This window comes from Micromonospora peucetia, assembly GCF_900091625.1.
Classification (GTDB): Bacteria; Actinomycetota; Actinomycetes; order Mycobacteriales; family Micromonosporaceae; genus Micromonospora; species Micromonospora peucetia.
The window spans coordinates 1447967-1460539 of record NZ_FMIC01000002.1 but is presented as its reverse complement, the minus strand read 5'-3'; the positions used below and the strand labels follow the sequence as shown (position 1 = coordinate 1460539).

Here is a 12573-nt window from a genome sequence, read left to right as displayed (position 1 = left end):
CCGGGCAGCCGGTGGCGACAACGTTGTCGGGTCAGATCATCGGCCGCAGGGTGCGGTGATGCTGGTGTTTCGGTGGGAGGCAGTGTGAAAGCGGTCGTGGTGGAGCGGTTCGGCCCTGCGGAGTCGCTCTCGGCGATCGACTTCGCCGAACCGGTACCGGGTGAGAACGAAGTCCTCGTCCGGGTGGAGAAGGCCGGCATCAACTTCGCCGACAAGCACGTCGTCGAGGGCTCCTACAGCTACCGGCCGTCGTTGCCGTACGTCCCGGGCATCGAGGCGGTCGGTACCGACCCCGACGGGCGGCGGGTCGTCGCGTTGCCCCGCACCGGTGGGGCGTGGGCGGAGTGGGTGGCCGCCCCCGCCGCGACGCTGGTCGCGGTGCCCGACGCCATCACCGACCTACAGGCACTCGCGGTGGCCAACCAGGGGTTCGCGGCGTGGCACATCCTGCGTACCACGGGCCGGATGACCCGGCAGGACACCGTGGTGGTCACCGCCGCCGCCGGCGGCGTCGGATCGCTGGCGGTGCAACTGGCCCGGGCGTGGGGTGCCAAGCGGGTGATCGCGCTCGCGTCCACCGGGACCAAACGTGACCTCGCGGTCCAGCTCGGCGCCGATGTCGCGCTCGACCCGACCTCCGAGGACCTCACCGACGAGCTGATCGCCGCGAACGACGGCAAGCCGGTCGACCTGTATCTGGAGATGTCGGGCGGCGCCTCCCTCGACACCGCGCTCGCGTCGCTGGGGCGGCTCGGCCGACTGGTCACCTACGGCGCGGCGTCGGGCCGGGGCAGCACGCCGATCCGCGCCGAGTCGCTGATGCAGGGCTCCCGCAGCGTTCTCGGTTTCTGGGCGAACGACCTGGTCACCCGGTACCCGAGGATCACTGCGGAGACGATGACCGGCCTGTTCGCGATGATCAGCAAGGGTGCGCTGACCCCGGTCACCGAGCACGTGTATCCGCTGGCCGAGGCGGGCAAGGCGCTGATGGCGCTGGCCAACCGGGAGACGACGGGAAAGCTCATCCTCGATGTCGCCGGCTGACGAGGAAACACTCACGTCACCGGCCGACGAGGAGCCGTTCCCGTCACCGGCTGACGTGGGACTGTTCTCGCTCATCAGTGCGGCAGGGCGGCGCGACCCCGAACTGGCCGCGATCCGCTCCGGCGACGAGTCGGTCAGTTACGCGCGGCTGCTCACCACCGCGTCGTGGCTGGCGGGGCGGCTGAGGGCTGCCGGTGTCGGGCCGGGCGATGTCGTCGCGGTCTGCGCCGGGCGGTCGACGGAGTATCTCCTCGGTCTCCTCGCCGCGCTCGCCGCCGACGCGGTGTTCCTGCCGATCGACCCGGACACACCACCGGGCCGGGTCGCCGCGGTGCTCGGCGAGGCCGCGCCGGCCGCCGTCCTGCGGGTGCCGACGTTTCCCCTCCCCGCGACGACGACGCCGGTCATCGACCTGGACTGGGCTGCGGCGCCGGCCGACGTGCCGGTGGCGCGGCCGATGGCACACGGCGACGATCCGGCGTACCTCATCTACACCTCCGGATCCACCGGTACGCCCAAGGGGGTGCTCTGCCACCACCGGGGGATCAGCAACCTGCTGACCGACTTCGCGACGCGGCAACCGCTCGCCCCGGGCGCGGTCGGCACGATGTGGTCGTCGGTCGGATTCGACGCGTCGGTCTACGAGATCTTCTCGGTGCTGCTCGCCGGCGGCACCCTGCTGGTCGTACCGGACGACGTCCGGCTGGAGCCGGCGGCGATGTTCGCCCTGATGGCCCGGCACGCGGTGGCGACCGCCTACCTGCCACCGGCAATCCTGCCGTCGCTGCGCGCATGGGTGGACGCGCATCCGGGCGCGCTCACGCTGCGCCGGCTGATGGTCGGCGTGGAACCGATCCCGGAGCGGCTCCTGCACGGGATCGCCGCCGCCGTCCCGGGGCTGAAGATCGTCAACGCGTACGGGCCGACCGAGGCCCACGTCATCGCCACCGCGTACGACATCACCGGCGACGGCCCGGAGCCGGACGACGGCCGGACCCCGATCGGCATGGCGGTACGCGGCGTCACCACGCACGTTCTCGACCCCGACGGCCGCCCGGTCGTCGCCGGACAGGTCGGTGAGCTGTGGGTCGGTGGTGTCCAGGTGGCACTCGGCTACCACCGGCGGCCGGAACTCACCCGGGAACGCTTCGTCCCCGACCCGTTCGACACCGCCCGTTCCGCCCGCCTGTACCGCACCGGTGACCTGGTGAGACGCCGTTCCGACGGCAACCTCGTCTACTGCGGACGTGTCGACCGGCAGATCAAACTGCGCGGATTCCGCGTCGAACCGGCCGAGGTGGAGGCGGTGCTCGAACGCCACCCCGGGGTGGCGGGCGCCGTCGTCGTGCAGCCGGAGTCGGCCGCCGAGACGCTCTGCGCCTACGTCACCGGCGCGGGCACCACGGAATCCCTGCTCGCCCACGCGCGTGAGCTGCTGCCGGACTACATGGTGCCGAACTGGGTGGTCTTCGTCGCCGAGTTCCCGTTGACGGCCAACGAGAAGCTCGACCGGGCAGCCCTTGCCCGGCGTTCCCCGCCGATCGCCCCGACCGGCGACAACGCACCGCAGACGCCGACGGAGGCGGCGCTGGCCCGCCTGTGGGCGGAGGTACTCGGCGTCGAGACGATCGACGTGGCCGCCGACTTCACCGCGCTGGGCGGGCACTCGCTGGCCGCGGTGCGCCTCGGTGGGCGGATCCGGCGCGACTTCGGGGTCGCCCTGACCGTGGCCGACGTCTACCGGCACCGCACCGTGTCCGCCGTCGCCGCCGCCATCGACGCGCAGGCGACCACCGCCCCGACGCCGGGTGCCGCGCGGCCGAGCCGGCGGATCGGGCCGCTCTCGACGGCGCAGCAGGCGTTGCTGCTGCTCCACCGGTTGTACCCGAACTGTCAGGCGTACACCCTGGCGGCGCTGCACCGCCTGACCGGTGACCTCGACGTCGCCGTCCTCTCGGCGGCGCTGGACCTGCTGGTGGAACGGCACTCGGCGCTGCGCACGGTCATCACGACGGTGGCCGACCGGGACGTCCTGCGTGTCGTCGACCACGAGCCGATCGACCTGCTGCTGGTAACGGTGTCGGAGGCGGAGCTGACGACGCGGTGCGAGGCCGAGGTCGCGGCGGCGGATTTCGACCTGGCCGGGGGCCGGCTGTTCCGGGCGGTGCTGTTCCGGACGGGGCCCGACCAGCACGCGTTGTTGCTGCTGGCGCACCACATCATCACCGACGGCTGGTCGTTCACCGTGATCCAACGCGATCTCGGGCTGGCGTACGAGGCGGTGCAGGCCGGTCGGCCGCCGGCGTGGGAGCCGCTGCCGGCGCAGTTCATCGACCTGGCGGCCGAGCAGCAGGCCGCCGGCTACCAGGAGACAGTCACCGCTGAGCTGGACTTCTGGCGACGGGAGCTGGCCTCGATTCCGGAGCCGCTGCGGCTGCCGGTGCAACGGCTCCGGCCGGCCCGGCCACGGTTTCGCGGCGGCCGGGTCACGGCACCGGTGCCGGCGTCCACCATGGACGCCGTCCGGGAACTGGCGCGGGCGCTGCACACCACGGTGTTCGCCGTGCTCGTCACCTGCGTCCAGGTGATCGTCGCCCGGTACAGCGGTCGCCACGAGTTCCTGCTGGGCATGCCGGTGGCGGGGCGTGACGACCTGCGGGCCGAGGACCTGGTCGGGTTCTTCAACAACTCGCTGCCGCTGCGCTGCGAGGTGGCCGACGACGCGACGGTCGCGGAGCTGACCGCAGCCACGCACGAGCGGCTGATGGCCGCGTTGGCACACCCGCATGTCCCGTTCGACGTGCTGGTACGCGAGGTGAACGCCCCCCGTACGCCGGGCGCGAACCCGCTGTTCCAGATGTGGTGCAACATGCTCTCCTACCCGCCGGCACCGCTGCGGCTGCCCGGCTGCGTGGTCGAGCCGCTGCCGGTACCGCTGGCCGGGGCGCTCTTCGACCTGTCCTGGTACTTCGTCGAGGACGGCGCCGGGCTGAACATCGAGGTCGTCTACGACGCGGAGCTCTTCGAGGCCGACCACGCACAGGCGATGGCCGACCACCTGTGCACGCTGTTGCCGCTGGCTGCCTCCGTGCCGGACGGTGCGATCTCCGACCTCGACTTCGGGGTGCACGACCCTGGTCGTACGCCACGACACTTCATCGTGCCGGGCCCGCGCGTCGTGGAGCGGTTCCGGCAGGCCGTGTCGCGGCGAGGTGCGGCACCCGCGATCGGCGACGCGTACTCGTACGCGGAGCTGGATGCGGCGGTCACGGATCTCGCTGCCGGTTGGCGCGGCAAGGGTCCGGTCGGGATCGTGGCGGGGCGTACCCCCGCACTGCCGGTCGGCGTCCTGGCGGCACTCACGGCGGGCGTTCCGTTCGTGTTGCTCGATGCCTCACAGCCGTTCGCCCGGCTGCGCCGAATGATCGCCCAGGCCCAGGTCGGCCAATGGTGGGACGCCACCGACGGGCAGTACCCGGAACTGGTCGGCCAGCTCAGCGGATGCGACCGGGGTACGGGCGCGGATGTTGCCGACGGCACCGCGTACGTGGCCTTCACGTCCGGTACCACCGGTGCACCCGCGGCCATCGCCGCCGGTGAGGAGCCGTTGCAGGCATTCCTGGAGTGGTACGTACCGCAGTTCGCCCTCACCGCGTCCGACCGGTTCGTCCTGTTGTCCGGGATCGGGCACGATCCGCTTCTCCGTGACGTGCTCACGCCGCTGTCCATCGGCGCACGGCTTTTCGTGCCACCGCCGGTGGCGTCGGAGTCACAGGTCGCGATGGTGCGCTGGCTCGCCGGGATCGAGCCGACGGTCCTGCACCTGACGCCCGCGCTGGGACGGCTGTTGAGCGCCGCGGCGATCGTCGAGGGAGTCACGCTGCCGTCGGTGCGGCTGGTGGGGTTCGGTGGCGCGGCGATGACGCCTGCGGGAACCGCTGATGCCCGGGCCCTGTTCCCGCAGGCACGGCTGATGTCGTACTACGGCACCACCGAGACGCCACAGGTGGTGAGCGTGGCCGACCTGGGGGCCGGTGTGGGCGTCGGTTCCGGTGGACCGACCGCTCAGGTGTCGGTGGCCACGCCCTCGGGTGGGCCCGCGCCGGTGAACGGCACGGGCGAGATCGTGGTACGCGGCCCGTATCTCGCCCTGGGCTACCTGGGCGACCCCGCCCGGACGGCGCGGCAGTTCCTGCTCCGGGACGGGGTGCGCGAGTACCGCACCGGCGACCTGGGCCACACCCGGCCGGACGGCAGCGTCGTGATCACCGGGCGGGCGGATCGGCAGATCACCGTCAACGGACTCCGGGTGGAACCGGCGGAGCTGGAACTCGTGGCCCGGGAACATTCCCTGGTACGTGACTGCGTGGTGACGACGGCGGTCCGGTCGTCGTCGACCGAGGTCGTCGCCTTCGTGGAGGGTGACCCGGGGGCGCTGCCCAGCGATGCCGTGATCCGGCACTTCGCGCAACGGCTGCCGGACACCATGGTGCCCAGCCGGGTGGTGGTCATGCCGGCGATCCCGTTGACACCGAACGGCAAGCCGGACCTGGCCCGGCTCGCGGAGATCGCGAAGACCGTCACCACCACGCCGACCGCCTCCGCCAAGGGAACCGACGCGCTGGTAGCCACGATCACGCAGGTCTGGAGCACGGTGCTGGGCATGCGACCGGCGGGTCCGGAGGTCAACTTCTTCGACTGCGGCGGTACGTCGGCCGGCTTGCTGAAGGTGCAGACGGAACTGTCCCGTCGGCTGTCGCGGGAGGTGGCGCTGCTGGACCTGTTCCGCTATCCGACGATCGCCGGCCTGGCGGCGGCGCTGGCCAGCTGACCGGCTATTCGCTCCAGCCGGGTGCTGCCGCGACGGCGGGAGCCAGCGCCGTCGGGGTAGGGAAGTCGAGGATGTCGAGCAGATCGACGTCCTTCGCCAGATCCGTCCGGATGAGAGCCCGGATACGCACCGCCGTCAGTGACGTACCACCGAAATCCACGAAATCGCTCTCCGCACCGAGTGCGTCGTTCTTGAGCGCCGTCCGCCAGATGGTGACCAGTTGTGCGATGACATCGCCAGACATAAGTTTTCCTTTATCTCTTGCTCATCGTGCCAGTGACACGGCAACGCTGGTGAGCCGCAGCAGCTCGGCACCTCGGGCGAGTTTCGCCTCAAGGCTGCCGCGCCCGAGTATCAGCCGCTGCGCGCCGGCCTCGATCGCGAGCCGCACCGGTTCGTAGACGACCAGATTGAAATACGAGTACGTGCCCGCCGTCCGCTCGTAGTCACAGCCCCAGCAGCGGACCCGCCACACCTTGTCCTGCCGCCAGATCACCGTGAACGCGACCGGCTCGCTCTGGTGTGGATCGTCGTCGCCGAACACCGCCAGGCAGATCGCCTGATCGCCCAGCGTCCGCGCGATGCTGAGCAGGTAGTTCTCATAGTCCTCGACGGTGCCGGCCACCCCGTACTTGAGTTCCACGTTCCGCAGCAGCGGCGCCAGTTCCCGGTGCCGCGCCGACAGGTCGACCTCGACGACCCGCAAGCCCGCCGCCTGGAACCGCCGCTGCTCCTTGCGGATCATCTCCCGGCGACTCGACGACTGCGCCGCCAGGTATCCGGCGAAGGAGTCGTACGACACCGGGACGAAGGCCTCGTTGCTCTCCACCAGCACCGGGTCATCCGCCGCGACCAGCGGCATCACCGCCGCCAGCAGTTCGTCATCCAACAGCGGGAAGCACGCGAAATCCAGCCCCTCGGACTGTTGCAGCACCAGCTTCCAGCCGGCTTCCAACAGGGCCGCCCGGACCGGGCCGGCCTCGGCGGCGGGGCTCAACGCAACCATCGCCGGTGCCCGGCCGAGCGAACCGAGGTAGCAGCCCGTCCGCCATCCCCGGGTCGCCTCCGACCCGTCGAGCACCAGCCGAGGATGCGGCGCCACGCTGTACGGCCACCCGACCGGATAAACCGTAAGAAGGCCCAGCGGACCCGGCTGCCCGGACCCGAGGACGACATACTTCGCGGCCTGGCCGATATTCGCCAGGGCTTGGTCCACCCGTATCATTTCGAGTCGGTCGATTTCACTGACCAGCGCCGGCCCCGCGTCACGCAGAACCGCAATCAGATCCGTGCTGACCGTTACGGGGTTATCATCAGGCTGCGACATTGTGAGAAATGCTAGGGTCCGGCCTTGGCACTGTCAATGATGTCGCCCGCACCGGACGCGTATTATCGACGCCCAATTCCCGGTGTGACCGATCCGGTGCGGTCGGTCAGCGGCGGCGGTCGGCGCGGCCCTTGCTGGCGACGACGGGGCGCTGCCAGCGGGCCTGTGCCGGTTCCCCACCTGTCCGGCCTTGGTCGATCAAACCACCGGCCCGCAATTTCCGGCAATGGTGGCCAAGCCGGATCCGTAGCATCAGGAATTGATCAGTGCGGCCGTCCGCTCAGTTTCCAAACTCCAGAGTGCCGTCGGCGCGACCCTTTGTGACCACGCGGTTGATCGAAACGGTGGCCAGGGCGAACCAGCCGATCCCGACGAGCGCCTCCAGCGCGAGCTTCGGCCATACCTCGGACCAGGTGCCACCGGCGAGAACGGTACGGATGGCCTGCAGGCCGTTGGTCAACGGGAACAGGTGAAGAACCGGTTGCAGCCAGGTGGGCCAGAAGGAGAGTGGAACGTTCACGCCGCAGAACGCCATGATGGGCAGGTAGCCGAGGTTCAGCACGATCACCTGCAGGCTGCGGTAGCGCACGGCGAGACCGGCCAGGAAGCAGCCGTAGCAGTAGCAGCTGAGCGCGACGAGAAGGATGATCGCCATCGCTGGCAACGCCTCCGGCCACGGCAGCGGCACGCCCAGCAACGGCGGCAGGACGAGCCAACCGATGACAGAGCTGGCGATGCCGCTGGCCAGCCAGTGCAGACCGCGACCGAGATACACGGGTACGTGGCTGGTCGGGGCCATCGCGAGCAGCGGCAGGGTGCCCAGTCGGCGCTCACCGGCTATCGTCAGCACGACGATCATCGATTCCAGGCAGCAGAGCGCGACGATGTTGCCCACCAGCACGAACTGCATGGTGGCGTCGTCGGCGAGGAACTTCCCGATCAACGCGAAGAAGGTCACCTGCGTCAGCAGCCGGGCCACCCAGCCGAACAGCCAGGTGCGCCACGTGTGGACCGTTCGCATCTCCGCGATCGAGAACAGCACCGACTGGTACCCGAGGCGTAGCCATCCGGCAGTCAACGAAGAAGATCCGAGGGAAGAGGGGGCGCTCATGAATGACCCACGTGTGCGGTCTCGCGGCTCTGATCGATGATCCGGTTGATCAGCAGGAAGCCGGTGACCAGCGCTGCCGCGCCGAGACCGGCGGTCACGGCGATCCAGGCCGGCCAGGCGTCCGGCAGATCCCCGCTCATCGAGCCGCGCAGCAGGTCAGCGCTCCACGACAGGAAGACGACCCGGCTGACCGGTTCCAGCCAGCCCGGCAGGAGCGCGACCGGCACCAGGACCCCGCCGAGGATGTAGAACGGGTAGGTGAGCGCGTTCTGGAACACGTGCAGCGCCCGTGACTTGATGAAGACGGCGGCGAGCAGGGTGGCGGTACCGGCCATCGCGAAGCAGGTGGCCAGGATGGACACCACGAACACGCCAGGTCGTTCGAGTGGTACGTCGGCTCCGAATCCGACGACCGCCACCAACCACGATTCGAAGAAGGTCAGCGCGCCGGCCAGGATGACGACTCCGATCCGTCCGAACACCACGAGGCTCACCGGAGTGAGCGAGGCGACCAGTAGTTCCATCCGCCCGCCCCACCGCTCCTCTTCGATGATCGAAGCCGCCAGGTCCAGGGACATCAACCAGAGCCCGATCAGGCCCGGCGCGAGCACGCCGTTCACCAGCGCTCCCGGCCGCTGGCCGTTCATGACGAGCGACAGGAAGATGACGCTGAACAGCGGTGAGGTCAGCAGGATCATCAGGTGGCCCGGGCTGCGCCGGGTGATGGCGAGCTGCAGCCGGAAGGCCGCGGCGATGACGCGTAACGCGTTCACACCGACATCGCTCTCGTGCCGATGAGCCGCAGGTACACATCCTCGAGCGTGGACTCGCTCCGACGCGCCGACAGCACACCCCGCTCGATCAGCCATACCAGCAGCTGTGCCACATCCGCGGGTTCCCTCAGCAGCGCCCGGTAGCCGCCCTCACGTGGCTCGACGCTCTCCACGAACGCCAACTCCGGCACCTGGGCCAGCAGCGCCGGGTCGTCGCAGGAGAAGTCGACGCATTCGCGGGCGTCCAGGTACCGGCCGATGTGCCTGGTTGGTTCATCGAGTACGAGCCGGCCGTGGTCGATGAGGGTGACCCGGTCACAGAGGGCCTCGGCCTCGGCCATGTCGTGCGTGGTGAGAAAGACCGTGCGCCCTTCCTGCCGCAATTCCCGCACGAGTACGCGGAAATCGCGGGCGGCGACTGGGTCCATTCCGGTCGTCGGTTCGTCAAGAAACAAGATCCGGGGCCCGTGGATCAGCCCGCGAGCCAGGTGCAGTCGCTGTTTCATTCCCCGGGAAAATGTTTCCACGGGTTCATCCGCCCGGTCGGCGAGCCCCATCCGTTCGAGTAGCTCGGTGCAGCGGTTCTGGGCGGTACGGCGGTCCAGCCGGTACAGCGCGGCCCAGAAGGCAAGATTCTGTCGCGCACTGATGCGGGGATACAGTCCGCGCTCGCCGCCGAAAACGACACCGACGTTCTCCCGGACTGCTCGCGGAGCAGTGACCAGGTCTTTTCCGAGCACCATCGCGGTACCGGAAGTGGGCAGGAGAACGGTGGAAAGGATCTTGACCAGCGTGGTCTTCCCTGCTCCGTTCGGCCCCAGCAGGCCGAGGATCTCGCTGTCATCGACAGACAGGGTGACGCCACCGAGGGCTACGGTCTCCTCAGCCTTGCGCCGTGTCCGGTACGTGCGGACCAATTCGCGAATTTCGACAACCGCTGGCATTCGGATTCCTTTGTCGCGGTGCTGGTCGGCCCGACGCGCGCCATGCGGACGTCCGCCATCCCTGGCGGCCGGCCCGGTTGGCCTGGTCAATATAGACGTCGTCGTGGGCGGTTGGGAAGTCGCTGATAGTGTCGTCCCGACTTCCGCTCCGGGAGTTACTCAGCGCAATTCTTGCGATACTGAAACCGCTGTGGTGGGGTGGGAGGGCGGAACGGGTGAGCATTCCAATGTGGGACACGCTGAGGGTCGGCACCGGCAGCGAGATCGTGCTCGTAGTCGACTTCAGCGCCGATACCGGCCGCGAGACCGCCGGGTTCGGGGATCTGGTCCCGCTCCTTCCCGACCGTTACACGGTCCAGGCGCCGCTCCGCTCCGCCTGGACCGACGGCGAGGACGGCACGGTCGGCCCGACCGCCCGGCTGGAGCAGTGGCTCTCGACGGCCGCCCAGTTCGGGCCCGAGGTGGTGGCCGTGCTCGGGTACTGCGCCGGATGCCGGCTCTCCGCCGCCTTCGCCGATCGGATCGCCAGCCCGACGGCGCCGGTGATGGTCTTCTTCGACCCGCTGCCGGTGCTGCCGCAGTCGCTCTGGCAGGAGTACGCGAAAGCCGTCACCCAGTTGGCGCCGGGCCTCGGCGACAGTGTCGTCGGCCAGGCCATCGAGCACGCCCGGGTCCAGGCCGACGCCACCACCAGCATCGACGAACTCGCCCGGTGGCTCAGTGACTCCTACGCTGACCTCGCGCCGCGCGGCTGCGAGGAACTCGGCATCGGCGCAGAGTTCGCCGAACAGTTGGTCAGCCGGCTGGCGCGGTATCTCCGGTACCTGGCAATCGCGGCGGCCGCGCCGCTGTCGCCGGGCTCCTCACCGGCGCTCGTGTTGCGATCGCACGATCCGGTGCCGGCAGCACTGCTGGAACACGCCGACTCGCTGCGACTGGCACACGCCGACGTGCGACAACTCGACATGCCACGGGTCGAGCTGCTCGGCAGCCAGGAGGCGGCCGACCTGGTGACGCGGCTGCTGTCCGGCAGGGCCTGACCGGCCGCGACGACCTGCGTCGAGGGGCGATCACCGGGCGAGCTGGAAGCCGTCCTCGAGGTAGACCGCCCGAGCGTCGCGCCGTGCGGACAGCGCTTCGGTGATTCGTCGAGCCAGACGGGGGATCAACACCTCTCCCAGGGCCGCTGGTTCGACGAACTCGAACCTGTCCAGCTCCTCCCGGCGCAACCGCACCGCGGCGACCTGCTCGCCACGGAGCACGCCACCGTCGAACAGGAACATCAGCCCGCCATCCCAAGGCGGGCTCGGCGCCACCCAGTCCACGCACAACAGGTCACCAACGGGCAGGGCCAGGCCGAGTTCCTCGTGGATCTCCCGCTCGCACGCCTGCGCTGGCGACTCGTCGGGCTCCAGCATTCCGCCCGGAACTTCCCACACGTCTTTGTAGGTGGGGTGCACGACGAGTACCCGGCCAGCTTCGTCTAACAGCAGCGCCCCAGCCGCGGCCCGCACCCGCGTCACGCCCGCGACATATTCAGCACCCGACGGTACGACGGCGTCAGTCACCACGCGACCCTATGCCCCGCCTACCACGAGGCTCCGCGATCTCCCACGTGGACGGGGTCAGGGGGCGTTCCAGACAAGGTGAAGTAGAAACCGCCGTGTGTGGCGTGCGGCCGGATGCCGCTGTACGTTCCTGGCCAGAGTTCGGCACGGATCTCCGCTGACGGAGACGAAATGACGAGGGTCGGGGGCAACGACATGTCGTTCACGCAGTGGCGTGTGGTGCGCCAGGGAGAGACTGACGCAGCTCTGGTGGCTCTCGACTTCGGCATCGGACGGCCGGGCGCCGGAATGGGGGATCTCGCTCAGCGCCTGAGCTTCTCTGGCTGGATTCTGGAATCGCGGCCCCCGGCCCAGGCCGGAATGACCGTCGACCGGTACGTCGACGAGTTGCTGGCGGACCTGCGCTCGTCGAACCTGATGATCCGGGGAGTGCTCGGCTACTGCGCGGGTTCGAACGTCGCCGGGATGCTGCACCGGCGCCTCAGCGTCGAAGGCGACCTCCCACTCGTCCTGCTGGACCCGGCCCGGGTTACCGCGGAAACGCTGCGCGCCGAGTTCGTCACGGCTGTCCGGACGTTGGCCCAGTGGGCCGTGGAGGCGGGTGCCCCGACCGAGGCACTCCTTCCCGTCCGTGACCCGTCGCTCGACCTCGATCCGGCTGAGCTGGACGACATCGCCGCCGCGCTGCACGTCGAATATGCCCGGCTAGCCCGGGAGACGCTGCAGGAGCTGAAGATGCCGGCGAAGGTCGCTGAGCAACTCGCCACCCGGGTCGCCACGTACCTCAGGTACCTGGCGCTGTGCGGTCGGGTGGAGGATTCGCCCGGCGACGTCGCGATGTGCATCCACTCCCGGGCGGTGCCGCCGTGCGGGCGCGACGGCGTCGACTGTCTACAGCCGGCCGTGGAACTTGGGGAACTGTTTCTCGACCGGGACGTGGCCGCGCTCGTGGACGACCGCGTCGGATGACCGGAC

The 12573-nt window shown here is 69.6% G+C and carries 10 protein-coding genes; 4 read left to right on the top strand and 6 right to left on the bottom strand.

The window, feature by feature from the left end; translation table 11 throughout:
- The first annotated feature begins 84 nt into the window (after window positions 1-84).
- Together GA0070608_RS06830 and GA0070608_RS06825 are read left to right on the top strand one after the other, a co-directional pair.
- Complete coding sequence (locus GA0070608_RS06830; RefSeq protein WP_091623567.1) at window positions 85-1044, top strand: quinone oxidoreductase family protein; 960 nt, start codon at window positions 85-87, stop codon at window positions 1042-1044.
- A complete protein-coding gene (locus tag GA0070608_RS06825; protein WP_091623564.1) occupies window positions 1031-5875 on the top strand; it encodes a non-ribosomal peptide synthetase in 4845 nt (1614 codons plus the stop codon). Before GA0070608_RS06830 ends, GA0070608_RS06825 begins: the two co-directional genes overlap by 14 nt.
- Before the next feature lie 4 nt (window positions 5876-5879).
- Here the strand turns inward: GA0070608_RS06825 and GA0070608_RS06820 are convergent, their stop codons facing one another.
- The 5 genes from GA0070608_RS06820 to GA0070608_RS06800 form a co-directional block, all read right to left on the bottom strand.
- On the bottom strand, window positions 5880-6119 hold the full coding sequence (locus GA0070608_RS06820) for an acyl carrier protein (RefSeq protein WP_091623560.1): 240 nt from the start codon (window positions 6117-6119) through the stop codon (window positions 5880-5882).
- 21 nt (window positions 6120-6140) lie between these two features.
- The gene (locus GA0070608_RS06815) at window positions 6141-6956 is read right to left on the bottom strand and encodes a GNAT family N-acetyltransferase (RefSeq protein ID WP_218107498.1); all 816 of its coding nucleotides are present in this window, start codon (window positions 6954-6956) and stop codon (window positions 6141-6143) included.
- A 526-nt stretch (window positions 6957-7482) separates the two neighbouring features.
- Complete coding sequence (locus GA0070608_RS06810; protein WP_176733654.1) at window positions 7483-8280, bottom strand: ABC transporter permease; 798 nt, start codon at window positions 8278-8280, stop codon at window positions 7483-7485.
- 29 nt (window positions 8281-8309) lie between these two features.
- A complete protein-coding gene (locus GA0070608_RS06805; RefSeq protein WP_176733653.1) occupies window positions 8310-9086 on the bottom strand; it encodes an ABC transporter permease in 777 nt (258 codons plus the stop codon).
- Window positions 9083-10030: an ABC transporter ATP-binding protein gene (locus tag GA0070608_RS06800; RefSeq protein WP_091623546.1), complete on the bottom strand. Its 948-nt coding sequence runs from the start codon at window positions 10028-10030 to the stop codon at window positions 9083-9085. The genes GA0070608_RS06805 and GA0070608_RS06800 overlap by 4 nt, the downstream gene beginning before the upstream one ends.
- 215 nt (window positions 10031-10245) lie before the next feature.
- Here GA0070608_RS06800 and GA0070608_RS06795 point away from each other — a divergent pair, with 215 nt between their 5' ends.
- Window positions 10246-11070, top strand: coding sequence for a hypothetical protein (locus GA0070608_RS06795; protein WP_141719417.1), 825 nt, complete (start codon window positions 10246-10248; stop codon window positions 11068-11070).
- Between the two features lie 30 nt (window positions 11071-11100).
- Here GA0070608_RS06795 and GA0070608_RS06790 read toward each other — a convergent pair whose 3' ends face one another.
- Complete coding sequence (locus GA0070608_RS06790; RefSeq protein WP_091634475.1) at window positions 11101-11598, bottom strand: NUDIX domain-containing protein; 498 nt, start codon at window positions 11596-11598, stop codon at window positions 11101-11103.
- A gap of 171 nt (window positions 11599-11769) precedes the next feature.
- On the opposite strand from GA0070608_RS06790, the gene GA0070608_RS06785 reads away from it, so the two are divergent.
- Entirely contained in the window at window positions 11770-12567 is a 798-nt protein-coding gene (locus GA0070608_RS06785; protein ID WP_091623539.1) for a hypothetical protein, read from the top strand.
- Window positions 12568-12573: the final 6 nt, after the last annotated feature.

Coding starts and splice junctions, on each gene's coding strand:
- GA0070608_RS06800 (WP_091623546.1), bottom strand. CDS start 10,030: ATGCCAGCGGTTGTCGAAATTCGCGAATTGGTCCGCACGTACCGGACA.
- GA0070608_RS06820 (WP_091623560.1), bottom strand. CDS start 6,119: ATGTCTGGCGATGTCATCGCACAACTGGTCACCATCTGGCGGACGGCG.
- GA0070608_RS06825 (WP_091623564.1), top strand. CDS start 1,031: ATGTCGCCGGCTGACGAGGAAACACTCACGTCACCGGCCGACGAGGAG.
- GA0070608_RS06785 (WP_091623539.1), top strand. CDS start 11,770: ATGACGAGGGTCGGGGGCAACGACATGTCGTTCACGCAGTGGCGTGTG.